Source organism: Limnohabitans sp. T6-5 (assembly GCF_003063315.1).
In the GTDB taxonomy this organism is placed as follows: Bacteria; Pseudomonadota; Gammaproteobacteria; order Burkholderiales; family Burkholderiaceae_C; genus Limnohabitans_A.
Map to the genome: position 1 here is coordinate 41,458 of NZ_NERV01000001.1, position 24,828 is coordinate 66,285.

At 60.6% G+C, this 24,828-nt stretch carries 16 protein-coding genes and 1 pseudogene; 5 read left to right on the forward strand and 12 right to left on the reverse strand.

From position 1 onward, the window contains the following. Positions 1-23: 23 nt before the first annotated feature. Both pnp and rpsO read right to left on the reverse strand, forming a co-directional pair. On the reverse strand, positions 24-2,156 hold the full coding sequence (gene pnp / locus B9Z51_RS00190) for a polyribonucleotide nucleotidyltransferase (protein ID WP_108370811.1): 2,133 nt from the start codon (positions 2,154-2,156) through the stop codon (positions 24-26). A 209-nt stretch (positions 2,157-2,365) separates the two neighbouring features. Beyond that, complete coding sequence (rpsO, locus tag B9Z51_RS00195; RefSeq protein ID WP_019428565.1) at positions 2,366-2,632, reverse strand: 30S ribosomal protein S15; 267 nt, start codon at positions 2,630-2,632, stop codon at positions 2,366-2,368. A gap of 516 nt (positions 2,633-3,148) precedes the next feature. Here rpsO and B9Z51_RS00205 point away from each other — a divergent pair. Genes B9Z51_RS00205 through B9Z51_RS00215 form a run of 3 tightly spaced genes read left to right on the forward strand, consistent with a single transcriptional unit; the run spans position 3,149 to position 4,810 of the window. Further along, positions 3,149-4,177: a tripartite tricarboxylate transporter substrate binding protein gene (locus B9Z51_RS00205; protein ID WP_108370815.1), complete on the forward strand. Its 1,029-nt coding sequence runs from the start codon at positions 3,149-3,151 to the stop codon at positions 4,175-4,177. A gap of 35 nt (positions 4,178-4,212) precedes the next feature. Next, complete coding sequence (locus B9Z51_RS00210; protein WP_108370816.1) at positions 4,213-4,524, forward strand: transcriptional regulator; 312 nt, start codon at positions 4,213-4,215, stop codon at positions 4,522-4,524. Beyond that, a complete protein-coding gene (locus B9Z51_RS00215; protein ID WP_233254764.1) occupies positions 4,517-4,810 on the forward strand; it encodes a BrnA antitoxin family protein in 294 nt (97 codons plus the stop codon). Before B9Z51_RS00210 ends, B9Z51_RS00215 begins: the two co-directional genes overlap by 8 nt. Before the next feature lie 43 nt (positions 4,811-4,853). Here the strand turns inward: B9Z51_RS00215 and B9Z51_RS00220 are convergent. The 3 genes and pseudogenes from B9Z51_RS00220 to B9Z51_RS00235 form a co-directional block, all read right to left on the reverse strand. Continuing rightward, positions 4,854-6,160 (reverse strand): annotated as a pseudogene (locus B9Z51_RS00220) (glutamate carboxypeptidase). A gap of 95 nt (positions 6,161-6,255) precedes the next feature. Further along, on the reverse strand, positions 6,256-7,005 hold the full coding sequence (locus B9Z51_RS00225; RefSeq protein ID WP_146187652.1) for a hypothetical protein: 750 nt from the start codon (positions 7,003-7,005) through the stop codon (positions 6,256-6,258). Between the two features lie 360 nt (positions 7,006-7,365). Next, positions 7,366-8,565: a pyridoxal phosphate-dependent aminotransferase gene (locus B9Z51_RS00235; RefSeq protein WP_108370820.1), complete on the reverse strand. Its 1,200-nt coding sequence runs from the start codon at positions 8,563-8,565 to the stop codon at positions 7,366-7,368. A gap of 103 nt (positions 8,566-8,668) precedes the next feature. Here B9Z51_RS00235 and B9Z51_RS00240 point away from each other — a divergent pair, with 103 nt between their 5' ends. After that, positions 8,669-8,932: a hypothetical protein gene (locus B9Z51_RS00240; RefSeq protein ID WP_108370822.1), complete on the forward strand. Its 264-nt coding sequence runs from the start codon at positions 8,669-8,671 to the stop codon at positions 8,930-8,932. 221 nt (positions 8,933-9,153) lie between these two features. Here the strand turns inward: B9Z51_RS00240 and recD are convergent, their stop codons facing one another. The 4 genes from recD to B9Z51_RS00260 form a co-directional block, all read right to left on the reverse strand. Then, positions 9,154-11,277, reverse strand: coding sequence for an exodeoxyribonuclease V subunit alpha (recD, locus tag B9Z51_RS00245; protein WP_108370824.1), 2,124 nt, complete (start codon positions 11,275-11,277; stop codon positions 9,154-9,156). Then, complete coding sequence (gene recB, locus B9Z51_RS00250) at positions 11,274-15,068, reverse strand: exodeoxyribonuclease V subunit beta (RefSeq protein ID WP_108370826.1); 3,795 nt, start codon at positions 15,066-15,068, stop codon at positions 11,274-11,276. The genes recD and recB overlap by 4 nt, the downstream gene beginning before the upstream one ends. Continuing rightward, positions 15,065-18,610, reverse strand: coding sequence for an exodeoxyribonuclease V subunit gamma (recC, locus tag B9Z51_RS00255; protein ID WP_108370828.1), 3,546 nt, complete (start codon positions 18,608-18,610; stop codon positions 15,065-15,067). Before recC ends, recB begins: the two co-directional genes overlap by 4 nt. A 364-nt stretch (positions 18,611-18,974) precedes the next feature. Continuing rightward, entirely contained in the window at positions 18,975-19,388 is a 414-nt protein-coding gene (locus tag B9Z51_RS00260) for a carboxymuconolactone decarboxylase family protein (RefSeq protein ID WP_108370830.1), read from the reverse strand. A gap of 58 nt (positions 19,389-19,446) precedes the next feature. Between B9Z51_RS00260 and B9Z51_RS00265 the strand changes: the two genes are divergently transcribed. Continuing rightward, on the forward strand, positions 19,447-20,037 hold the full coding sequence (locus tag B9Z51_RS00265) for a peroxidase-related enzyme (protein ID WP_108370832.1): 591 nt from the start codon (positions 19,447-19,449) through the stop codon (positions 20,035-20,037). Positions 20,038-20,073: 36 nt separating this feature from the next. On the opposite strand, the gene B9Z51_RS00270 is transcribed toward B9Z51_RS00265, so the two are convergent. Genes B9Z51_RS00270 through B9Z51_RS00280 form a run of 3 tightly spaced genes read right to left on the reverse strand, consistent with a single transcriptional unit; the run spans position 20,074 to position 24,714 of the window. After that, positions 20,074-21,282, reverse strand: a complete 1,209-nt coding sequence (locus tag B9Z51_RS00270; RefSeq protein WP_108370834.1) for an HlyD family type I secretion periplasmic adaptor subunit — start codon at positions 21,280-21,282, stop codon at positions 20,074-20,076. Further along, complete coding sequence (locus B9Z51_RS00275; protein ID WP_199227415.1) at positions 21,279-23,468, reverse strand: type I secretion system permease/ATPase; 2,190 nt, start codon at positions 23,466-23,468, stop codon at positions 21,279-21,281. Before B9Z51_RS00275 ends, B9Z51_RS00270 begins: the two co-directional genes overlap by 4 nt. After that, entirely contained in the window at positions 23,461-24,714 is a 1,254-nt protein-coding gene (locus B9Z51_RS00280; protein WP_108370838.1) for a TolC family protein, read from the reverse strand. The genes B9Z51_RS00275 and B9Z51_RS00280 overlap by 8 nt, the downstream gene beginning before the upstream one ends. Positions 24,715-24,828 lie beyond the last annotated feature (114 nt).

The window sequence follows — 24,828 nt, forward strand, 5'->3', positions numbered from 1 at the left end:
CCCGAAGGCCACCCGTAAACACATCACTGTTGTTGCTGCTGTTGCTGCTGAGCGCCTGGCGCAGGACGGTCCAACAAAGCTTTCATCGACAGTTTGATGCGGCCTTTTTCGTCGGTTTCCATGACCTTGACCTTGACGATCTGGCCTTCGCTCAGGTAGTCGGTGACCTTCTCAACGCGCTCGTGGGCGATCTGGCTGATGTGCAGCAGACCGTCCTTGCCGGGCAACAAGTTGATCAATGCGCCGAAGTCCAAGATCTTGGTCACTGGGCCTTCGTAGACCTTGCCGATTTCAACTTCAGCGGTGATCTGCTCGATGCGCTTCTTGGCGATCTCGGCCTTCTCGCCGTCGGTGGCCGCAATGGTGATCGTGCCGTCTTCGCCGATGTTGATCTGGCAGCCGGTTTCTTCGGTCAGCGCACGAATGGTGGCGCCGCCTTTGCCAATCACGTCACGGATCTTCTCGGGGTTGATCTTCATGGTGAAGAGCTTGGGTGCGAAATCAGACACTTCGGTGTTGGCTTCGCTCATCGCTTCTTGCATCTTGCCCAGAATGTGCATGCGGGCTTCTTTGGCTTGGGCCAAAGCGACTTGCATGATTTCTTTGGTGATGCCTTGGATTTTGATGTCCATTTGCAAAGCGGTGATACCGTTGGTGGTACCAGCGACCTTGAAGTCCATGTCACCCAGGTGGTCTTCGTCACCCAGGATGTCGGTCAACACCGCAAAGCGGTTGTCTTCCTTGATCAGGCCCATGGCGATACCGGCCACGTGGGCTTTCATCGGCACACCCGCGTCCATCATCGACAAGCAGCCGCCGCAGACCGAAGCCATGGACGAAGAACCGTTCGATTCGGTGATTTCAGACACCACACGCAGGGTGTATGGGAACTCTTCTTTGCTTGGCAGCACAGCAGCCAAAGCACGCTTGGCCAGGCGGCCGTGGCCGATTTCGCGGCGCTTGGTCGAACCCATGCGGCCCACTTCGCCAGTGGCAAAGGGAGGCATGTTGTAGTGGAACATGAAGCGGTCTTCGAACTCACCGGCCAATGCGTCAATGCGCTGTGCATCGCGCTCGGTGCCCAAAGTGGTGATCACCAAAGCTTGGGTTTCGCCACGGGTGAAAAGGGCCGAGCCGTGTGTGCGGGGCAGCACGCTGTTGCGGATTTCGATGGGGCGCACAGTGCGTGTGTCGCGGCCGTCGATGCGGGGCTCACCGGCCAAAATCTGGCTGCGCACGATGCGGGCTTCGATTTCGAACATCAGGCCGTCGAGCTTGACGCCATCAAAGGCCACGCCTTCTGCAACCAAAGCCGCTTTGACGGAAGCGTAGGCTTCACGGCAAGCGTGTGTGCGGGCTTGCTTGTTGCGGATTTGGTAGGCAGCGCGCAGCTTTTCTTCGGCCAAAGAGGCCAACTTGGCTTCAAAAGCCAAATCGCGGGCAGGCGCTTGCCAGTCCCACACGGGCTTGCCAGCTTCGCGCACCAACTCGTGGATCGCGTTGATGGCAATCGCCGACTGCTCGTGGCCATACACCACGCCGCCCAACATGATTTCTTCGGACAGTTGCTGGGCTTCGGATTCGACCATCAGCACAGCGGCTTCGGTGCCAGCCACAACCAGGTCCATCACGCTGTCTTTGCGCTGGGTCTGGCCGGGGTTCAGGACGTATTCACCGTTGATGTAACCCACGCGAGCGGCACCGATGGGGCCGTTGAACGGGATGCCCGAGATGGACAAGGCGGCAGACACGGCGATCATCGCGGCGATGTCGGCATCGACTTCGGGGTTCAAAGACACGGTGTGGATGACCACGTGCACGTCGTTGTAGAAACCTTCGGGGAACAAAGGGCGGATGGGGCGGTCGATCAGACGGCTGGTCAGGGTCTCGTGCTCGCTGGGCTTGGCTTCACGCTTGAAAAAGCTGCCAGGGATCTTGCCTGCGGCGTAAGTCTTCTCGATGTAATCGACCGTGAGGGGGAAGAAGTCTTGACCGGCCTTGGCGATCTTGGAACCCACGACGGTGGCGAGCACCACAGTGCCTTCCATGTCGAGCAGCACAGCGCCGCCGGCTTGGCGAGCGACTTCGCCAGTTTCCATCTTGACCGTGTGCTGGCCCCACTGGAAGGTTTTGGTAACTTTATTAAAAATAGACATGTTCAGAACTCCTGAAAACAAAAGCGCATGAGGCTGCACTGTGGGCCCGGAAGTTGACGCTCTGAACTCGATGCCATTCCACAAAACTTTGGCTCAAAAGCCTTGTGGAATGACACAGCGCGGGTTCTTCCTGACAAATTCCGACTGAAAAAAGAATAAAGCGCCTGAGCTAGCGAGCTAACTCAGGCGCTTTTCATCTGGAGAGACGATTACTTACGCAGGCCAAGCTTGGCGATCAGCGCAACGTAACGGTCAGCATCACGGGACTTGAGGTAGTCCAACAGCTTGCGGCGACGGCTCACCATGCGCAGCAGGCCACGGCGACCGTGATGGTCTTTGGCGTGGGTTTTGAAGTGGGGAGTCAACTCGTTGATGCGAGCAGTCAGCAAAGCAACTTGGACTTCTGGGGAGCCAGTGTCGTTGGCAGCACGTGCGTTGGCCTTGACGACCTCGGCCTTGATCGAAGAAGCGATCATGGTTTTTTCCTTGTTGTTCGCTTGGATTCAAGAATGAATTTCAGCGGGTTAATGACTTGCGCCAGCTGCCGGAAAAGCGGATGGCGTGCGCTTTGCAAATCGCAAAACAGGCGGATTATAGCCCGAAACCACTCTCTCAAGCCCGTCGCTTTGGACCACACAAGGTGGATTTCGCAGGTCAGCGGCTTCAGCCCCGACATGAGCCCACGCCAAAACCACCAATGTCGGAGCTGAAGCTACCGACCTACAGGGAAGATGTATTTGTAGGTCGGCGGCTTCAGCCCCGACATGAGCCTGCGCCAGAACCACCATATCGGATCTGAAGCTAACGACCTACAGGGGAGAGGTATTTGTAGGTCGGCGGCTTCAGCCCCTACATGAAGCCTGCACCAAAGCCTTCAAGGTCGGAACTACCTACGAGGAAATTGACCAACATACATAGGTGACAGTCAAAGGGTTTTCACCATCGGGGCTTGGCTTGCTAGCCCCTAAAGTGAGGCAAAAGGAGTTTTTCGCATGAACTTTTATTTCGCTCACAACCTGACCAGCGCCCTGCTGTTGGGCCTCTTGGCCCTGCAAGGGTCTGCCGCCCTGGCCCAGACCTACCCCGCCAAACCCATCCGTCTGGTCGTCACCTTCACCCCGGGCGGCGCGCCCGACATTCTGGCCCGGCTCTTCAGCGAAAAAGCCCAGCTGGGCCAACCCGTCATCATTGACAACAAACCTGGCGCAGGCGGCAACATCGGTGCCGACATCGTCGCCAAATCCCCCGGCGATGGCTACACCCTGGTCATGGGTACCGTGGGCACGCACTCCATCAACGGGGCGCTGTACGACAAGATGCCCTACGACATGGTGAAGAACTTCTCCCCCATCTCGCTCGTCGCTTCGGCCCCCAACCTGCTGGTGGTCAACAACGACCTGCCCGTCAAAAGCGTGCCCGAGTTGATCGCCTACATGAAGGCCAACCCCAACAAACTGTCGTTTGGCTCGCCCGGCACCGGCACCTCGGTGCACGTTTCAGGCGAACTGTTCAAGTCCATGACCGGCACCAGCATGACGCATGTGCCCTACAAAGGCCGCCAGTTCGCCATCCCCGACCTGGTGGGTGGCAGCATCCAGCTGATGTTTGACAACATGCCCTCGGCCCTGCCCATGGCCCGCGAAGGCAAGATCCGCGCCCTGGCCCAAACCACCGCCAAACGCTCCCCCGCCGCGCCCGATGTGCCCACCATGGCCGAATTTGTGCCCGGCTTCGAGGCCACAACTTGGTTCGCCATGTTCGCTCCGGCCAACGTTCCCAAGCCGGTCATCGACAAACTCAACGCCGAAGTCGTGCGCGTGTTCCGCCTGCCTGAGGTTCAAGACCGCCTGAAAACCCTGGGCCTGGACCCGGTGTTGTCCACGCCCGAAGAACTGGCCCGATACCAAGCGGTGGAAATCACCAAATGGGCCAAGGTGGTCAAGGAATCGGGGGCCAAGGCGGAGTGGTCTGGGGGGGCCAAAAGCATTACGACGAAAATCTTCAGCGTTCACCTGAAATGATCAGCAGCAACCACGATTTATTCAATGTACAATAAATGCTGACCGTGATTGAAACCCCCACATACCTACGCAGCATTGCGGGTATCTGGACAGATGGAGAAGCAGCTGAATTCGTGGATTTCATTGCCGCTTATCCCCATGCTGGTGATGTGATGGTGGGCACTGGCGGCCTGCGGAAGGTGAGATGGAGTCGCAGCGGCATGGGCAAACGTGGCGGGGTAAGAGCCATTTATTTGTACCGTAACGACAAAGGCGAATTGGTTCTACTGATGGCATACAGCAAAGCGAAATTCGACACACTACCCTCAGATTTCTTGATACGCATCAAGGCGCAATACGATGTCTAAAACCTCCAAAAAAACCACATCCCCGGATGCTGAAATGTTGCAATTCATGGCCGATCTGGAACTAAGCCTGAAAGAAGCACAAACAGGCACAGATGCCCGAGTGACCACTGGGGAGGAAATTAAACGACGCACACGCGGACGTCCTGTCGCCAAAGTACACAAACAGCCTGTCACGCTGCGTCTGGATGCCGACGTACTGGAGCGTTGGCGCGCCAGCGGCAAGGGCTGGCAGACGCGTATGAGCGATGCATTACGCGATTGGTTGCGTACACACTCACCTGTTTAACGCAGCAAGCCCAGCCTACCTCTCGGACTTTCGCTCCTTGAATTTACCGAACAAGTCCACGCGAAAAATCCATGATCAAACGGGTAGCCAGATACAACCTGGGTTCAATCGAATCGATCAGGATGTATTCATCGTCGTTGGAATGGGCGCCAAAACTGAGCAGCCCAAAGCGTTCGAGCACCGGATTTTTGGTGTTCAGGGCCGCAAATGCGGCATCGGTGCCACCACCACCCACGCTGTCGACCACTGCCAAAGGCCTGTCGATTTCGCGGTAAATTTTCTGAGCATGCCTGCCGACCGCTTGTTGCGCTGGGTTGAGTTCCAGCGGTGGGCGGCGCTGCTCAAAAGTCATTGCCACCTGCGTGCCAGGAATGAGTTGATGCTTGATCGTCTCACTGATACTAGACTCCAGACCCGCATAGTCTTGCAGTCGCTCCACGCGCACATCAGCAGCAGCCTGGGCCTGAGCCGGAATGACATTGCGGTTGGTGTCGCCAGAGATCAGGGTCCAGTTCATCTTCACCCCTTTTTGAGGGTCAGAAAAAATGCGCGTTTGCAAAATCTGGTGGGACAACTCATTGATGGCATTGAGGCCCCGCTCAGGGCACTGCCCGAATGAGAAGCCTTGCCCGTGACCTTCAGGTTGACCGACGCAATGCCAGCGGTGGCCAATGACAGTTGATCAGCGTTCACCACCGAGGCCTCTTGCGTCCTCGTCAAGTCATGCTCCGCCCCGAGTTGGGTCAACAGATGGCGAGAAGCAGGCGAACTGATCACCTCATCCCCATTGATCAGCACTGTCAATTGCCCGTAGTCCTTGAATTGCAAGGCTTGCAGCGTGGCCAGGGTGTGCAGGATCACCGCAATGCCCGCCTTGTCGTCCCCAATGCCCAAACCTTAGGCTTTGTTGCCGTCAATGCGAAACGGTTGCTTGGCACCCATGCCCTTGAGATACACCGTGTCCATGTGAGCAATGAGCAAAATCTTTTTCGTGCCAGTGCCATTGAATGTGGCCTTGACCATGCGCCCAATCTGTCCGGGCGTGTCCTGCATGCGGTAAGCGTTGGCCGCGGCTTCAATGAACTCGACCTGCCCACCCAAAGCGCGAAGCCGGTCATGAATGAGTTGAGAAATAGCGTCCAGCCCCTCGCGATCCCCACTGCCCGACTCGATGCCCACCAAGTCGCGCAAAGTCGCCAACAGCGGCTGCTTTTGGGTTTGAACCTGCGCCCAGACACTGGCCTCGGGTGCAGCCCAAACAGAGGCGCCCCATGACAGCAGAACGGCGAAAAACAGGGTTTTCCAAGTGGATGCACGCAGGGTGGGAAGTTGGCGGATCAGCGGGTTCATCTTTGGGATTTCGAGGGGATAGGAATGCGCCATTTTGGAGTTGAATTCAAATTTTGAAATGTTGCCCCGGGTCCAGACAGACTCACACTTCTGAGTTACAGCTTGGTACAAAGTCCCACGTAGGTTGGTGTGACTTTTAAGTTTGCAGGATCAATCAAAGCGCCTTCGACCAACATCAATGTGTGATCCTGCTTGAACGAAACAATGGTAGTTGGTAATGGTGTCGTACTCGCTGCATCACTGTAGAGCGGTAAGTTGTTGGAATCTTTTGTATAGCGAATCAGGGATTTGGATGAAGCACCTGTCAGCTCGGCGGCCTTTTCAGAAGTTGCCAGGTTGACACTCCGTTCAGGAGCAGATGTAAACGGATCTTGAGCTTTGCACAGATAAGCACCACTCAACCCGAGATAGCCAACCTGCAAGACGTTGGCATCTAAAACAGCCTTATCACATAACCCCACATAAGATGGCACGACTTTCAGGGTAACCGGATCAATCAAAGTCCCTTCAACCAACATCATCGAGCGATCCTGCTTGAACGAAACAGTGGTGGTTATTGTTACGCTGCCAGCATCCGTGTAAATTGGAAAATTACTTGAATTATTTGCAGACCGGGCCAAGGCTTTGGATGCGACACCTGTCATGGTGGCGGCCTGTTCCATGGCCACCAGCTTGATACCTCGATCAGGTATTGATTCAAACGGGGCTTGTGCTTTACAAAGATAGGAACCACTCATACCGAGGTAATTTGGATCTTGAGTTGTGTTGTCCCCTCCACCACCACAAGCAGTCAATAACAATGTGGCAGCCATCACATTTGTGGTGTCAAATCGAAAAACAAACATTTGGACTTTCAGTATCAACTGGCATCAAAAATTATTATTATATTAATTAAATAATTAAATAATTAAATAATTAAATAATTTCCAGATTACAGCAGCAATCGACGCTCTCGAATTCTCCAAATCGCAACCCAATGCTTTGAATTCAGATTTCTACGTTCAGCAGGCAGGGCAAATTAAAGAAGATTGTTTGAGATACAACGGATCCAAAACAATAGCAACAGGAGGCTGTGTCTGTGGCTGCTACCACCACTATGGTTCACGTTCGCGTGGACGAGAACATCAAGGCGCAGGCAGAGGAAACGCTGACCATGCACTGAAAGGCGCCTGGGTGGGCCATCGTAAGTGCCCCATCAGCAGAGATCAGACATCAGGCGAAGAGTTTGTGACCACCCAAGACCGAAGCCGTGCCACCCCCTCCCCCAGCCGCGCCAAATCCTGAGACGCAAAGCACCAGCGCAGCCAGCCTGCTGCCTCGGGGGCAAAGGCTTCGCCGGGGGCCAGGCCCAGACCGGCCTCGGCCACCAGGCGTTTGGCAGTCGCCACCGAATCGGGATGCCCTTCCAGTCTGAAAAACGCGTACATACCGCCTTTGGCCGGCGCCACTTGCACCCCCGGTAAGGCTTGCAGCAGAGGCACCAGGGTGTCGCGGCAGGTTTTGAGGTGCGCCACCACGCGGGGGGTGATGTCTGCGGTGTGGCGCAGCGCGGCCACGCCTGCCCGTTGGGTGAAGACCGAGGCGCATGAGGTGTTGAACTCGATCAGCTTGCCCATGTGCGGCGTCATGGCGGCGGGCATGACCAGCCAGCCCAGGCGCCAGCCGGTCATCAAAAAGCTCTTTGAAAAGCTGTGCACCACGACCAGGCGGTCGTCGGGCTCAGACACATCCAGAAAGGACGGTGCGCAGCTGTTGGTGGTGTCGCTGTCGTAATAAAGGCGCTCATACACCTCATCGGCCAACACCCAGGTGCCGGTGGCGCGGCAGTGCGCCAGGATCTCGGCTTGCTCAGCGCGGCTCAATGTCCAGCCCGTGGGGTTGTTGGGCGAGTTGACGATCAGCATGCGCGTGGCGGGCGTGATGGCGGCCTTGAGCGCGGCCATGTCGAGCTGCCATTGGCCGTTCACCGGGCGCAAGGCCACGCATTTCAAATCGGCGCCCATCACCAGGGCTTGCGCCGTCAGGTTGGGCCACACCGGGGTGACGGCGACCACTTCATCACCGGCGTCGATCAGGGCTTGCGCGGCCAACATCAAGGCGTTCACGCCCCCTGAAGTGATGGCGATGCGGTCCATAGCCACCGGGCCATGCAAGGCCGACATGTAATCGGCCACGGCCTGGCGCAGCTCGGGCAGGCCCAGGTTGTGTGAATAAAAGGTCTCGCCGCGCTGCATGGAGTCGATGGCGGCCTGACGGACCACATCGGGCGTGACTTCGTCGGACTCGCCAAACCAGAAAGCCAGCACATCGGGGCGGCCCATGCCCGCGTTGGCCACTTCGCGGATGCGGGACTCTTCCAGATCGAGCACGGTCTGGCGCATGAATGGGGGCGTGTTGTGGTTCATGGGTGAATCCTAAAGCCTGCTCAAACGAGGGCCTGTCGCCTGCTTGCACAAGTTCAGGGCCTCTTTATCATTGACGAAAAAAATCACACTCAGGGAGACCCTTATGAAATACCCACTGATCTTGGGCAGCTTGATGGCACTTTTGGCTTGCCATGTGAGCCACTCGGCCACCCCCCCCGACAGCTTCACAGCCGTTGCCCCCACCACAAACACGACTGCCGCCCCCAAAAAAGGCAAAAAAGCCCGCGCCCCCAAGCCGCCAAAAGACAAGGGCTATGGTGAAAACAGGGCCGAGCGCGACAAGCGCCTGCTGCGCGAATGCCGGGGCAAGCCCAATGCGGGGGCTTGCGAGGGGTATGCGAACTGACACAGTCTGTGGGGTGGATCGCTGAGGTCAACAGACATGTCGGGGTCTTCGACCGCCGACCTACGAGAGACCGGGCTGTTCCGTAGGTCGGTACTCGAAGAGTCCGACGTTGCTCGCTCAGGCACCTCGGCCGAAACCAAATCGTGCGCCCTGGCTCAGGGGTTCATGTCGGGGTCTTCGACCGCCGACCTGCGAGAGACCGCAGGTGGATGGGACGCAAACTACTGCCCTGCCCCGCCCCACCACTGGCGCAAACCGCTGACGCGCACGCTGGGGCGGGCGATGGCGGCTTGGAGCAAGCCTTCTTGGGCTTCGATGAGGGTGAACTTGTCGCGGGCGCGGGTGATGCCGGTGTAGACCAGCTCGCGGGACAGCACCTCAGCCGCGCCCGGCGGCAGCACCAAGGCGGTGTGCTCAAACTCCGAGCCCTGGCTTTTGTGCACGGTCATGATGAAGGCGGTTTCGGCGTGGGCCAGGCGCGACACGCTGACCGAGCGCAGTTGCTCGCCGTCGAGGAACCAGGCTTTGGGCACTTTTTGCAAGTTGGGCAAGACGACGCCCACATCCCCGTTGAACACGCCCAGTTGCGTGTCGTTGCGCGTGACCATGACCGGGCGGCCGGTGAACCATTCGCCCTGGGGCTGGAGCCAACCGGCATCGGCCAGGGCTTTTTGCACGGCGGCGTTGAGTGCGGCGGTGCCCCAGTCGCCTTGGTGCACCGCGCACAGGATGCGAAACCGATCAAAGCTTTTAAGCACTTGCTTGACCCAGGCTGCATGCGCGGCCACATCGCCGGACGCGGGCGGGCTGTTCACGCATTGGAGGTAGTCGGCATACGAAGCGCCGCCTGACGCGTGGGCGGCCAGATCGCTCACGGCCTGGGCGCTGCTGGGCTGCAAGGCGGTCAAGGCGTGGCCGGGCAGCGCAAAGGCCTGCTGCACTTTGGCAGCGTCGCCCTCATTGACGGCCAAGGCCAACTGGCCAATCGGGCCGTCAAAACGGCGGCTTTTGCGCAGCATGACGGTCTGCTGGGCCAGGGCTGACACCTCGGACGCAGCGGATGCGTGAAAACATGCCGCCAGCGTCTGCCCGGCCACCTCTTGCGCAAAGCGCAAGGTCTCGGGCGTGTAGCCGCCTTGGGCGGCATCGCGGCAGACATCGCCCAGCACGGCACCGGCTTCGACCGAGGCCAACTGGTCTTTGTCCCCCAGCAGCACCAGCCGGGCCGTGGGCGGCAGCGCTTGCAGCAAGGCGTCCATCATTTCCAGGTGCACCATGGAGGCTTCGTCCACGATCAGCACATCCACATCGAGCTGATGGGCCGCGTTGTACTGGAATTGGCGGGTATCCGGCCGCGCCCCCAGCAGCGAATGCAGAGTGCGGGCCGCGCCGATGCGTTGGATCAGTGTGTCCAGATCGAGCGAGGCGCCTTCTTGTCCCGCCGCCTGCGCTTTGAGCGCCTGGAGCGAGCCGTCAATCGATTGCTTGAGCCGCGCAGCGGCCTTGCCCGTGGGGGCCGCCAAGGCCACCCGCAAGGGGCTCGCGCCGTCATGCAGCGCCAGCAGCAGGGCCAGCAAACGGGCAGCGGTGTAGGTTTTGCCGGTGCCGGGGCCGCCGGTGATGACCGACAGCCGCGCCCGCAGGGCCACGGCACAGGCGAGTTTTTGCCAATCGGTCTCGTCTTCAGGGGCGTCCCCGGTGCGGGCTGCGCTCACAAAAAAACGGTCCAGCCATTGGCGTGCCAAAGCGTGGGGCACCGGCACGGCGCTTTGAGCGCGTTGCAGCAAGGTTTGCCCCACCCGCTCTTCATAAGCGCGGTAACGCCGCCAATACAGCAAGGGTGCATCGGCAGTGCCGCCCAGCACCAGTGCTTGCCCCGCATCGGGGGCGCTGGCCTCGCGCAAACAGGCGGGGGCCGCGCGCAGGGTGGCCAGCCAGCCTGCCCGGTCGGCTGGCAAATGCGCCCACAGCGCCAGCAAGCCTTGCGGGCTGTGCACTGCTTCCGTGGGCCAGGCCAGCAAAGCCGTGGGCGGCGTGAGCAATTCATTGACCGACAAGCAGGTGTGGCCCCGCCCTTCCATCTGGGCCAGCACGGCGGCCGCCACCAGCACGGCGGGCGGCACATCGGCCTGCACGCGGTGCAGTTGCTCGGCCAGTGCGCTGTCCAGGCGGCGCAGCCAACCCAGCTCGGACCAGGCGTGCAGCCAGGCCAGTGTCTGGCTCACGCTCAAGCCGGTGGCGGGCACATCCTGGAGCCAATCCATCTGGGCGGCCATTTGGGCCGCTTTGTAAGCCGATGCCTGGCTGTGCGAGACCGAGTTGCGGCCGGTTTTGGGCAAGCTCATGCCAGCGCCTCCTGTTCGTTCGTGGGCTGGCCTGTGCCCAGCATCGCGTCCAACCCGTCCATCAACGCGACGGGCGCTGGCAAGGTGCAGCAGCCAGCGGCGGGGCCGTCGATGCCGCGCAAGAACAAGTACACCGCGCCGCCCAAGTGTTGCACCGGGTCATAGGCCGCGCCCAAGCGGGCGCGCAGCAAGCGGTGCAAGGCCAGCATGTACAGCGCGGCCTGCACCTCGTAGCGGTGGTGCGCCATGGCGTTGTCCAGCGCCTGCGCGCTGTAGGCGGCATCGCCCTCGCCCAGGTGGTTCGATTTGTAATCCAGCACCCAATAGCGCCCTTGGTGCTCGAACACCAGATCGGCAAAGCCCATGAGCATGCCGTGCAACTGGGCATCGGGCAGTTTGGGGCGGCTGACGCCTGGCAGCAGGTGTTGGCGGCACAGGGCATCCACCTCTTTGGCGTGCAGGCGGTCGGCGGGCAGCCAGAACTCCATCTCGGGCAGCACGTTTTGCAGCGCTTGAAGGGGCACCTCTGGCCCGCGCAGCGGCTGGGCCACCACGCGGCTGAGCCACTGCACCACATCGGGGGCCTGGGCTTCGTAACCTGTGGCTTTGCAGCGTTTGGCCAGGCGCTCGGCCAAGGGCGTGCCGGGCAGCAAGGCGAAGCCTTCACCGGCCAGCCACTCCAACTGGTCATGCAGAAAGTTGCCCGCGCTGGGGCCACGGGCAAAGCCGTGCCAGGGTGCAGTGATCCCCGCAGCCGAGCCAGCCGAGGCGGCCAGCGGGGTGCCCAGGCTGGCCGCCACTTGAGACAGGGCCGAGCCCTCCTCCGGGGGCTCGTCGTCGGCCGGGCGTGGCGTGGTCATGTGCAAAGCGGCTTGCAACACGGGCTGCGAAGACAGGTCACGCGCCAGCCGCGAAAAGCTGGCAATCGTCCAGCTCTTGTCGATGCGGGCGGTGCAAGGCAGTGGCTCACGCAAGGCGGGGCGCTCATCCGGGCGTTGCCAGCGGGTCAGGCCGGGCACGGCAGCGGCAGACTGCACATCCACCGCCAAAGCGTGGCGCTGGGCGTCCACGGCCAGGGGGGTCAGCGCGGACAGCCATTCCTCGCCCTTGCGGGCATCGCCCGCGCCCAGCAGGTGCCCGGGGGCGCTGCGGTGGTTCACGCAGGCGGGGCTGTTGCCCACCTGGATGGCCGACCAGCCCACCCACAGGGCGTGGCGCGGCCGGGTCAAGGCCACGTACCACAGGCGCACATCTTCGCGCAGGCGGTCGGCGTCGGCCCGCTCAATGTCTTCAGGGGTGAATTGCAATTTGTTTTGCCGCTCGCCCTGCGCATCGGTCAGGCTGAGCACGGCCGTGCGCTTGCCGGTCACGCGGCGGTGGCTGTGCGCAAAGGGCAGGCACACCACCGGGTACTCCAGGCCTTTGCTCTTGTGGATGGTGACGACCTTGACCAGGTCTTCATCGCTTTCCAGACGCACGATCTGCTCGTCGCTGTCGCCGTTGGCGTCCAGCATTTGCTGGTCCAGCCAGCGGATCAGGGCTTGCTCACCGTCCAGCGTGGTGCTGGCCGATTGCAGCAATTCGGACAGGTGCAGCACATTGGTCAGGCGGCGCTCGCCTTGCGGCTGGGCACGCCAGCGGGCCGCCAGTTTCAGCAGGTCCAGTGACTGGCGCAGCATGGCCAGCACCCCCTGGTTTTGCCAGACCAGGCGCAGCGCCCGCATTTGCTCGGCATAAGCGTCCAGCGTGTCGCCTTGCTGGGCCATGTCGTGCAGCTCTTGCAGGCTCAGGCCCACGGTGGCGGTGGCCAGGGCGGCGCGCACCTGGCGCATGTCTTGCGGCTGCGCCACGGCGCGCAGCCACAGGCCCAGGTCGGCGGCCTCGTCGCTTTCAAAGACCGAGTCGCGGTCTGACAAATACACCGAGGCCACGCCCCGCACCCGCAAGGCCTGGCGCACGGCGTCGGCCTCTTTGCCGGTGCGCACCAGCACAGCGATGTCTTTGGGTTTGAGCCGCTGGTCGGCTTGGCCTGCTTGCACAAAGCGCACTTGCGGATCACCCAGCCAGGCCACGATCTGCTCGGCACACAGGGCCGACATGTGCGTGACCGCATCACGCACGCTGCGCACTTGGGCGTCGTGCACCAAGGTCATGGCCGCCACGGCATCGCCCTGGCGGCACAGGCGCTCGGGGCGGCCTTGGGCCTTGACCGGCTGAAACGGCACCGGGTTCTGGCCGTCGGGCTGGGCATAGCCAAAGGCGGCGCCGACGGACAGGTGCTGCTCTCCAATGTCAAACCAACGGTTGACGACATCGACCAGGGCCTGGGTGGAGCGGTAGTTGGTGTCCAGCACGTAATGGCGGCCTTCGGTGGCCGTGCGGGCTTTGAGGTAGCTCAGGATGTCGGCCCCGCGGAAGCCATAAATCGATTGCTTGGGGTCGCCAATCAAGAGCAAGGCCGAATCGCTGAGGTTGTCCGCGCTGCGATAGATGCGGTCAAAGATGCGAAATTGCAGGGGCGAGGTGTCCTGGAACTCGTCGATCATGGCCACCGGAAATTGCGCCCGCAAGCGCTCGGCCAGGGCCGCCCCCTGCTCGGGGCGCTGCAAGGCCTGATCGAGCCGCTGCAACATGTCGGCAAAGCCAAACTGCGCGCTGCGCTGCTTCAGCCAGGCCATGCGCTGGCCCACGCGGGCGCAGGCATGCAGGCGCAAGGCCACGCGCGGGTCGGGCAGGGTTTGCAATTCGGCCTTGAGCTGGGCAAAGGCCTCGCACTGCGGCGGCAACACGCCCGGGCCTGCGTCGGCTTCGCGGCAATCGGCCATGCCTTCGGGGGTGAAACGGTCCCAGCCGGTTTTGCCCATGGCTTTTTCAAGCGCCTTGGCGTCGCCGTCGCTCAGTGCCCAAACCTTCAGAGCATCGAGCCAAGCGTCGCTGTTGGCTTTTTTGAGCTTGGCTTTTTTCCAGCCCGAGCCTTTGTCAGCCAACGTGTCATCCAGCCAGTCTCGCAATGCGTCGGCCTGGCTGTCCCAGCCTTGCTTGAGTGCGGCCAGGGCGTCGCGCTGCACTTGCTGCGCCTGTGTCAGCACCTGCGCCAAGGTGGCATGGGTGGCTGCATCGGCGGGGCTGGCTCCGGCAGAACCCGAGGTCGCATCCGATGACAACAGCCCGTCCACGCCCAGCAGATGGCGCACCTCCTGCTCCAGCGTGTCCACATCGCGCCACACGGCCAGCACATCGCCCACTTGCTGCGGCTCCATGGGGTACAGCGATTCGCGCCAATAGTCTTGCACCGCCTCCATGCGCAAGGCAGCTTCGTCGGCCACCAGGTTTTCTTCAAACAGGTTGCCACTGTCAAAGGCGTGCTCGCGCAGCATGCGCTGGCACCAGGCATCGATGGTGTACACCGCCGCATCGTCCATGGCCTGAGCGGCCAGAGACAGCCGATAGGCGGCTTTCTCGCGCTCTGGGCCTTCGGGGTAGCAGGCCATCAAACCCAGCAAAAACGGGTCTTGCGCGGTCTCAGCCCCCCGAAAAACTGCCGCCGCCTGGGTCAATCGGGCGCGGATGCGGTCCGACAACTCGCGGGTGGCAGCCCGGGTGAAGGTCATCACCAGAATGTCTTGCGGCATGAGGGCAGGCAGCGCAGGGGCTGTGTCTGTAGGCACAGGCCCCAGCACCAAGCGCACATACAGGGCGGCGATCGTCCAGGTTTTGCCGGTGCCCGCGCTGGCTTCAATCAGACGGCTGCCGCTCAGCGGGAAACTCAATGCATTCAGTGGCTGGCTCATGCGGCCTCCTCGTCTTCAGAATCGCCGTTGGGGTCCGCCATGGCCTCGCCCTTGAGGGTTTTGACCCAATCGAGCAAGGGCTGGTAGACCACTTGGGTCAGGCGCTCGAAATGCCCCTGGGCCATCAGCTCCTGCAAGCTGGGGTACATGCGGTAAAGCGCCGGGTCTTTGCGCACCTCGCCCTCGCTGTCCCAGCCATTGCCCTCGTACAGGTCGGCCAGGGTGTTGAGTTTTTCGGGGGCCTTGAGCCATTGCAGCGCCACCCCGGGCGGCAGCGGCAAAGGCCAACGCATGCCTTCGGCCCAGACATCGAGCACGGCGTCCAACTGCACACGCGCATCCTCTGGCGCCATGGGCGGGCTGCGCAGCACGGCGTTGCGCCCTACCACCACCGCATGCAGGGCATGGCCTGTGGCTGCGGCGGCCAATTGGGTGAGCCAGGTGCCGATCAATTTATCGGCCAAAGGCTGCACTTTGCCCGCCGTGGTGATGCTGGCCACTTTGGAGGCGCGCAGCTCAATGAACACCGTCTGCACCACCGGCTGTCCGGTGGCGGCGTCGATGCCAGGCTGGCCCGTTGCCGGGTCTTGCGCCCGCTGGCGCAAGAGCGACAAATTGTCTTGCAGGCGCACCGCTGGGTGTTCGCGCTCGACCAGCCAGCGGGGGGCAGGCTCTGGCCAGGCTTGCATTTCGCCCAAAGCGCTGGTCAGCAGCGGCTCCAACTCTTTGCGCAAGCGCTCGGCCTCGTGCACGCCCACGGCGGCCAGGGGCAAATCGCCGGCCCGGCGCAAACGCTGCACCGCCGCCTGCACATGCGCGGGGACCCCGTCGGGGGTCAGTTCGGGGGGCAGGTTGTTGAGCTGATCGTCCATGAGCGCGTAAAGGTCCAGACCGTTGAGCCCGAAAAGCTCTTCGTCCAGCAGCTCGGTGCGCTCACTTTGCAAGTTGACCAGCAAGCGCTGGCGAAAAAACGCCGCCACGGGCCGACGCAAAAAGCTGTGCAACTGCGCCAGCGTGAGCACAGGCAAGCCGTGGGCTGCATCGATGGCGGGCAAGGGCTGGGCTGAGGGGTGCACGCCCTCCCCTTGCGTGGGCAGCGGTTTTTGCGCCGCCCACCACTCTTTGGCATAGGTCTGCAACCCACTGCCCTGTTCAAAGTAGGCCCGACTGAACGGCTGCAGCGGGTGCTGGGTGGTCAAGCGCTTGGCGGTGCCCTGGCCCCAGAGTGCGTCGATCTCGTCGCGCAGCTGCGACACCAACACCGAAGGCGGCTGCTCGCTGTTGTCACGCACGCTGTGCCCGCTCCAGCTCACATAGAGCACACGGCGCGCCGAGAGCAAGGCTTCGAGCATCAGCTGGCGGTCGTCGTCGCGGCGCGAACGGTCGCCGGGGCGCGCCATGCCGGGCAGGCCCAGCAAATCAAAATCAGCACGCGGGCTGCGGCGCGGGTAGTCGCCATCGTTCATGCCCAGCAGGCACACTCTCTGGAACGGGATCGCCCGCATGGGCATGAGCGTGCAAAAGGTCACGCCCCCGGCCCGAAAGCGCTGCTCCAGCTTGGGCACTTTCAGGGCTTCCATCCAGGCTGAACGGACCACGGCCAGAGGCACGGTCTGCTCAAAACTGGCCTGGTCGGCGGCCTTGACCCAATCGTTCAGGGCCTGATCCAGCGCCGACAAGGCGTTGCGGTCGGTGTCATCGTGCGCTTTGAACAGGGCGGCCAGCAAAGCGCGCCCACGCTCGGCCCACAGCTGCGGTGTGGCCGGTGTGGCGCTGCTTTGCCACCACCCGATCAAGGCTTGCAGCAGGTGCGCCAGCGCGCCCGCCAGCTCGGCATCCAGCCCGCCGACTTCGGCGTAGGGTTCGAGTTGCGAGGCATCGGCGGGCAAGGGGTCGGCGCCGCAGGCATAGCCCATCAGCATGCGCTGCACACCAAACAGGGCCGAATTGTCTTCACCGCAGGTGCTCAGGCCCAGGCCTTGGCGGTGCTCGGCCGACAAGCCCCAGCGGATGCCCGAGCCCGCCATCCAGCGGGTCAGCGTGGGCAGTTGTTCGGGCTGGATGCCAAAACGCGCCGCCAGCGCAGGCACTTCGAGCAACTCCACCAGCTCGCTCATGCGACTGCGCTGCTGGGGCAAAGCCAGCAGCCACTCCACCGCATGGATCAAGGGGCTGGTGGCCTGCGCGCCCAGGTCGGCAATGTCAAAGGGAATGAAGCGCGCATCACTGCGCTTGTATTGGCCAAAGACCGCACGAATGGCCGGGGCCATGGACTCGATATCGGGCACCATGACCACCACGTCGCGCGGCGAGACATCGGGCTGCTCATGGAACCATTGCAGCAACTGGTCGTGCAGCACTTCCAGCTCGCGCACCGGGCTGTGTGCCACCTTGAAGACGATGGAGCGGTCATCTGGGTGCAGTGGCGCATCCACCGGGTCCTGCGACGACTTCAGGTCGCGGATGCGGTTTTGCAATTGGGTGAGCAAGCGCGTGGCATCGGCCCCGGGCGCGTCGTCAAACAGGTCCAACCGGATGCCGGGCACGAGCTCCTGGGCCGCTTGGGCCGCGTCAAATGCGTCCAGTTGACGAATGAAGTCACGCCCCTGGCGGCCCCAGGCCGCCAGCAAGGCGGGGGCGTGCAAATGCATCTGCTCCAGCGGCATGGCCGACAGGTTTTCTTTTTTGTAGGGGTGGCGCCTGCGTTCGGCTTTCAGGGCGTCGCGCCCGTCCATGATGTCGCCCCAGTGGTACTGGCACGGGTTGGGCACGGCCAGCAAAACCTGGCTGTGCTGAGACAAGGCATCCAAAATGTCCAACAACTGCCCAGGCATGTGGCTCATGCCAAACACCGAGACGCGCCGCGCCACCGGACTCGCCAGGGCCTGACCAGACTTGAGATGGGCTACAGCCCGCACATGCAATGCGGGCCGGGTGGCCTGGCGCTCTGCATCGCTGAGCGTGGCCAGCACGCGCCGCCACAGCTGGGCTTGCCACAGCTGGTCCGCAGGCAGTTCGGCATGGCCTGCGTTTTGGCGCAGCAGGTTGCGGCCAGCGGCCCAGTCTTCCAACCAGTCGGGGCGGTAAATCTGGTACTGGTCAAACAAATCTGCCAAGCGGCTGGCCAGTTGCAGCAAGCGGTCAGGTTCATCGCCGCGCAAAAACCCGGCCACAGGGGCAAATACCGGGTCGTCCAGGCACTGGGGCAGCAAGGCCATCAGGCGCCAGGTCATGGGCAATTTGTCGAGCGGGGAATCCGGCGGCACATGCTTGGAACCCAACACCTGTCGGTAAGTGCGCCACAGAAAGCGCGAAGGCAGCTCCACCTTGGTGGCCGCGCACACCCCGCCTCGTTCCCCCCCTTGAAGCGCCAACGCCATCTTGATCCACTCGGCCATGCCATTGCTCTGCACCAGCACCACCTCTTGCTCCAGCGGCGCCAGGGGCTGGCGCAACAGCCAGCCCGACAAAGTCTCAGCCAGTACTTCGGAGCGGTGGCTGTGCAAGGCCAAAAAACCAGGGGGGATCAACGAATCAGTCATGCAAGCAGGCGGGGCCATGAAAGGAAAACAACAAGAATAGCGGCAATCAACCCACCAACAGTCTGGCAGGCAGGCAGTTTCGCAGGTCGGCGGTCGAAGACCCCGACATGTGCCCGAACAAGCACCGCGCCCGCATCGTGCGTTCCGGCCAAACCACCCCCATGTCGGACTCTTCGAGTGCCGACCTACAAAAGCCACTTTGCGCTGATGTTTTGGCCGCGCTCTTCGCCGCAGGTCGGCGGTCCAAGACCCCGACATGTGCCCGAACAAGCACCGCGCCCGCATCGTGCGTTCCGGCCAAACCACCCCCATGTCGGACGCGTCGAGTGCCGACCTACGACCTTGCGCGGGCCTCTTGTCGCACTTAGGCCTTGGGTTCGATCACTTCTGTGGCGCTGCGGAACGCATCAATGGCGGTGGGGAAGCCGCAATAGACCGTGGCGTGCAGCATCAATTCACGAATTTCCTCGGGCGTGGCGCCGTTGTTCAGGGCACCACGCACATGGGCCTTGAGTTCGTGCTGCTTGCCCTGCGCGGTAAGCATGGCCACGGTGATGAGGCTGCGGGTTTTCAGGTCCAGGCCGGGGCGTTGCCACACATTGCCCCAGGCGTTGCGGGTGATGAACTCTTGCATGGGCATCGTGAAGTCGGTGGCAGCGCCCAGGGCGCGGTCCACGTATTCCGGCCCCATGACCTGGGTGCGGGAGGTCAAGCCGGCCTGAAAAGCGACGTCATCGGGGCGTGCATCACGGGCTTGTTGAGTGGGTGTTTGGGACATGGAAGGCTCCTAAAATGTCTATGAGCATAATCAAAATTATCAACCTGCTGGAGACCCCATGAGCACTCGCTACCCTGCCCCCGACATCAATGACTTGCCCGATGACATCAAAGCCAAGGTGCTGGAGGTGCAGGAAAAAGCCGGGTTTGTGCCGAATGTGTTTTTGGCTTTTGCCCGCCGCCCGGCCGAATGGCGGGCCTTTTTTGCCTACCACGACGCTTTGATGGTGCCCGAGTCGGTGGGGCGCGAGAGTGGCCTGACCAAGGGCGAGCGCGAAATGATCGTGACCACCACCAGCGCGGCCAACAATTGCTTGTATTGCGTGGTGGCGCATGGCGCGATTTTGCGCATCTATGAAAAGAAGCCGCTGGTGGCCGATCAGGTGGCCATCAACTACCGCAAGGCCGACATCAGCCCGCGCCAACGCGCCATGCTGGACTTTGCGATGAAGGTCTGCCAGCACTCCGACGAGGTGGAAGACGCCGACTTTGCCGCCTTGCACGCGCATGGCTTCAATGACGAGGACATCTGGGACATCGCGGCCATCACCGCTTTCTTTGGCCTGTCCAACCGCATGGCCAGCTTCAGCGGCATGCTGCCCAACCCCGAGTTTTATGTGATGGGCCGCTTGCCCAAGGCCAAAAGCTGATCCACCCTCAACAGGCCTGGGGAGAGCCGCCCAATCTCAGCGTTCGCGCAAGGATTGGGTCAGCGTTTTGAAGATCGGTTTGACCAGATAACGGAGCACGGTATTGGTGCCCGTTTTGAGTTCAACCGTCGCGGTCATGCCTGGTTGAATGCCCAAGTCTTTGTCTCCATGCCCGCTGAAGCGCCGCCCATCGGTTTGCACACGAACACGGTAGTAAGGCTGCTCACCTTGCTGCAGATTCAGGTTCTCATTGAGCGTGTCGGCACTGATGTAGACCAGCTTGCCCGATAAGGTGCCATAAATGGCGTAGTCGTACGCATCAATTTTGATGGTGGCTGTGAGGCCGGGCTTGATGAAGGCGATGTCGGTCGGACTGACCTTGGCTTCGATGACCAGGTCTTCCTCCAGAGGAACAATTTGCATGACTTCCTCGCCAGGACGAAGAACGCCGCCACGGGTAGTGACCCGCACGTTTTTGACCACCCCATGCAAAGGCGCCCTGAGTACGGTTTGATCCAGTTGATCACGTCTTTGGGCCATGACCTGCTCAATACCGGCCAGGTCTTCCTGAGCCTTGCTCAATTCAGCCTGCGCGTCCTGAAAGTATTTGTTGCGCCGATTGGTAATTTGCGCCTGAATGTCGGCCAACTGCCGCTCCAGCCGCAGCACATCGGTCATGCTCACGTCCCCTGTTTTGAGCAAGGGTCGGGTCATGTTCAGCTCTTTTTGCGTCAGCCGCACCATGGACTCCAGGGCTTGGACTTCTTCACGGATGGCGGATCTGCGTTTTTTGAACAACACCATCTGGGATTGCACAAATTCGGGATATTTCAAAGTTTCGCGCGGAAACTTGGGTTCTCGGCCCAACACTTCGGCCTGCAAGCGCGCCACGGTCACGGTCAAGGCGGCCGCTTTGGCACGCGTTTCCAGAAAGCCCGATTCCTGGCGGGTTTTTTCAAGTTTGACCAACACCTGGTCACGCTGAACAACATCGCCCTCTTTGACCAACAGGTCTTCGATCACGCCGCCATCGAGTGACTGGATGACCTGCGAACGTGCACTGGAGATCACCGATCCGGGCGCACGGGTGATTTGATCCACCTCGGCAAAGTAGGCCCAAGTCAAAAACACAGCCACCGTCAAGGTGACGGTCCAAAACAGCCAGCGTGAACGCCGTAGGCTGCTGGACAGTTCATCCGAGGATGACCCCGCGTCATGGGACTGAAGAAACCAGAAAATTTTCATGCTTTGGCCCCTCCGGGCGCAATGGCTACAGCGCTTGGCGCCGAGCGGGTGGGCGTTGGCGTGTTCTGACTCAGACGAGCAAGCACCTCGTCGCGAGGACCGTCCAGCACAATTCGGCCACGGTCCATGACCAGGACGCGGTCCACATGCGGCAGCAAGGCAGGCTTGTGGGTGACCACCACGATCACGGCATCTTTGGGCATTTCCTGAAACAGGTGGCGCATGACCTTGATTTCCAACTGCCCGTCCATGGACGCTGTGGGCTCATCGAGCAGCAAGACTTTGGGGCAAGCGAGCAACATGCGGGTCAATCCCACCAACTGCCTTTGCCCACCAGACAGGCCTCGGCCGCCCTCAGCGATTTCCAGCTCCAGCCCTTTGGGGTGGTTTTGAATGGCGCTGTCCAGCCCTGTCATTGCCGCAGCACGCAAGATTTGCGTGTCGCTGGGCATGGGCAAACCCAAGCTCAGGTTCTCACGCAAAGTGCCTTTGAACAAGCGGATGTCTTGAGGCAAATAAGCAATGCTTTCACGAACATACTCGGGGGCCAGGTGCATGGCATCCACGCCATCCAAAAAGAGATGCCCCGTCATGGGTTTGTACAGGCCCCCCAGCAACTTGATGAAGGTGGATTTACCCGACCCGACCGCACCCAGCACAGCAATTCTTTCGCCGGGACGAATTTGCAAGGATGAAATTTCAATCGACGGTGCGCCCTTGGCATAAGCAAAACCCACTTTGTCCATGCGCAACTCGCCGGTGCACTGTTCGGGCACCACCAAGCGCGCTTGAGGATCACGGTCACTGGGCATGGCCATGATGGCATTGAGCGATTTGAGGGCCACACGGGCATGTTCCCACTGAACAATCAGACTCGACAACTGCGCCACTGGTGTCAAAGCGCGTCCTGAAATGATGGAGCAAGCGATCAAACTGCCCATGGTCAGATAGCCAGCATTGATGGCATATGCACCGACCGCCACCATCCCAACATAGCTGATCTGCTGAAGTGATTGGGTCACGTTGCTCGACAACGAAGACATCATGCGCATCTTGAGTTCATTGGAGGCCAAGTGGGCGGTCATGGCCCGCCAACGGGTCAACATTTTCCATTCCGCATTGGCGGCTTTGACCGACTCAATGCCGTCGATCGCTTCGATGAGCAAACCGTTTTTCAGGTTGGACTCTTCCATGTGCTCTGTGGTCAGTTTTTCCATCGACCGGCGGAACGCCAAACCCGCCAAAATTGACACGGGCACCATGACAATGGGCACCCAGGCCACAGGCCCAGCCAACAAGCCGATCACGCCAATGAAAAGGATGCCGAAAGGCAAATCGGCCATGATGAAAAGGCTGGACGAAGTCAAAAAGTTACGAACCGATTCAAACTGCCGAATCTGGGACGCAAATGTACCGACCGTCCCCGGGCGGGCATCCAGACGGATGTCCAGCGCTTTGCCAAAAAAGACCGCCGACAGCTCCTGATCAATCAGCTTGCAAGCCCGGTCCACCATGTAGGCCCTGACTTGCTTGATGACGAGCTCCAAAATGATCGAAATCACCACGCCAATGGTCAAGACCCACAAAGTGGCGTAACCCTTGGAGGGGATAACGCGGTCATAAACCTGCATCGAATACATGGCCGAAACCAGCCCCAGCGTGCTCAATACAAAGGTGGCAGCAACGCCTTCAAAAAACACAAACCGGTAGCGCCTGAGCGTGAATGCAAACCAATCGGTGGCAGACATCGAATGATGGCCCGTATCACCCGGCTGAGCGGGTGCGGTGGTCAATCGAAAAAGCGTGCCCTGGCCAGCAGCAGCCGCTTCGATGGCCAAGGTTTCACCTTTTTCATTTTGCGTGATCAGGGCACCTCGGCCCGAGCGGCCTCGCACCAACAAAACCTGTGTTTCATCCCGAGACAACCACAAGAGCGGAAAAATCTCTGGCTTCAAATCATCCAGACTCTGCACGGCGATCTCTGCATTCGGAAATCGTGCACGCCACCAGGTTTTCATGCGTTCTGTTCGGCTCAATGCGTCAACCGACAAACCCGTATCGGTGGAAGCCATCATGCCAAATCGATGCACTGGCACGGCCTGCCCCTGCAGTCCCGCCAATCGGGACAGTAAATGGGCCAAGGGCTGATCCAGCATTGGCGCCTCTGGCGTTTGAAAGTCAGTCATAAATTGATTGCAAATTGTCGATGTTGAGCTGTCCGCTGCTGAGCAACAAACGCAATTTCACCGCGTAAAGCCCATATTCGATTTCGCCTGCCGTGTTCGCCGCCTGAATGCTTTCACGCAAGGCGTTCAAAACGTCCAACCAGTTTTTTCGCCCGATTTGGTATTGCCGCAGGTACGAATCGACCACCTCTTCGGTGGCCTTGATCAGCTCTTGGGAGGTCCCCAGTTGAAGCTCCAGTGATTGAACGTCTGACAAGGCATTTCGCACCTGCTGTTCAAGTTGCCGCTCATACAGAGCTATGCCTTGATCGGCCACGTCCAAACGAGCCTTGGCAGCCTCTACTGTTGCTGCGGCAGACAGACCGGCACCCGGCGAAAAATTCAGACTGAGATAAGTTTGGTTGCGATCCCCCGATAGGGCATAACCGGCCCCCCCCAAGGACTGACGATTGACCAGATAGAGGGCAGGCCAGCCTGCCGCCTTGGCCACCTGAATTTGCGCCTGCGCCACATCAACCTGGGCACGAAGGCGGTGCAACTCACCCGAGAACGCTTTGGCGCCCTCCACCCATTGCGCATCAGGCTTGGGCTGCCAGGGCAGTGCCGTTGGCAATTTGGGCGCACCGGCTTGCGGCCCCACCCATTGATCCAGCGTCAACAAGGCCGCCTGCAGTGAGCGCTCCACTTGTATGCGATCGCTGGTGGCTTGTTGTTTGCGCGCTTTGGCCAAAATGAAATCTGCCACGGGGCTGATTTCTGCCTTGACACGCCGATCAATCAGCGCGACCAGTTTTTGATGCTCGGACTCGCTTTTTTTGGTCAGAATCAAGCGCTCATGCAATCGCAAAATTTCAAAAAACGTGACGCTGGTTTGTTGCATCACCGACTGCCTGGTTTCCAGCAAAGCGGCCTCTGCCTGGCGAACTGCGGCTTGCGTCAAAAGAATCTGCCCCGTCACTCGCCCACCTTCCCATAAAGGTTGTTGGATGACGAGTGCTGTTTGGGGCTGCGAATTCGACGATGTGCCTTGAACAGTGACCGAGGGAAACCTCCCCCACATGGACGCATCCACATCCTTGTTGGCGGCTTGCAATTCGGACAGCTTCACTTGGACAGAGGGATGCTTCAGTGCAGCCAGTCGCAGCGCCTCAGAAAAATGCAGGTCTTCCGCGCTCACAGGCGCAGAAGCAAGCACCATTGCAAAACCAAGTCCGCAGACTGCCCAAGCCTTGGCAAAACCATTCATGTGATTACCCCCAATCGATCAATCAACGAAATTGTTAAATTATTGATTTATTTTATTTAACATTGACATTATTACATAAATCAACAAATTTAATCAATACAGTTGCATCGATGT

Coding starts and splice junctions, on each gene's coding strand:
- pnp (WP_108370811.1), bottom strand. CDS start 2,156: ATGTCTATTTTTAATAAAGTTACCAAAACCTTCCAGTGGGGCCAGCAC.
- rpsO (WP_019428565.1), bottom strand. CDS start 2,632: ATGATCGCTTCTTCGATCAAGGCCGAGGTCGTCAAGGCCAACGCACGT.
- B9Z51_RS00205 (WP_108370815.1), top strand. CDS start 3,149: ATGAACTTTTATTTCGCTCACAACCTGACCAGCGCCCTGCTGTTGGGC.
- B9Z51_RS00210 (WP_108370816.1), top strand. CDS start 4,213: ATGCTGACCGTGATTGAAACCCCCACATACCTACGCAGCATTGCGGGT.
- B9Z51_RS00215 (WP_233254764.1), top strand. CDS start 4,517: ATGTCTAAAACCTCCAAAAAAACCACATCCCCGGATGCTGAAATGTTG.
- B9Z51_RS00225 (WP_146187652.1), bottom strand. CDS start 7,005: ATGTTTGTTTTTCGATTTGACACCACAAATGTGATGGCTGCCACATTG.
- B9Z51_RS00235 (WP_108370820.1), bottom strand. CDS start 8,565: ATGAACCACAACACGCCCCCATTCATGCGCCAGACCGTGCTCGATCTG.
- B9Z51_RS00240 (WP_108370822.1), top strand. CDS start 8,669: ATGAAATACCCACTGATCTTGGGCAGCTTGATGGCACTTTTGGCTTGC.
- recD (WP_108370824.1), bottom strand. CDS start 11,277: ATGAGCTTGCCCAAAACCGGCCGCAACTCGGTCTCGCACAGCCAGGCA.
- recB (WP_108370826.1), bottom strand. CDS start 15,068: ATGAGCCAGCCACTGAATGCATTGAGTTTCCCGCTGAGCGGCAGCCGT.
- recC (WP_108370828.1), bottom strand. CDS start 18,610: ATGACTGATTCGTTGATCCCCCCTGGTTTTTTGGCCTTGCACAGCCAC.
- B9Z51_RS00260 (WP_108370830.1), bottom strand. CDS start 19,388: ATGTCCCAAACACCCACTCAACAAGCCCGTGATGCACGCCCCGATGAC.
- B9Z51_RS00265 (WP_108370832.1), top strand. CDS start 19,447: ATGAGCACTCGCTACCCTGCCCCCGACATCAATGACTTGCCCGATGAC.
- B9Z51_RS00270 (WP_108370834.1), bottom strand. CDS start 21,282: ATGAAAATTTTCTGGTTTCTTCAGTCCCATGACGCGGGGTCATCCTCG.
- B9Z51_RS00275 (WP_199227415.1), bottom strand. CDS start 23,468: ATGACTGACTTTCAAACGCCAGAGGCGCCAATGCTGGATCAGCCCTTG.
- B9Z51_RS00280 (WP_108370838.1), bottom strand. CDS start 24,714: ATGAATGGTTTTGCCAAGGCTTGGGCAGTCTGCGGACTTGGTTTTGCA.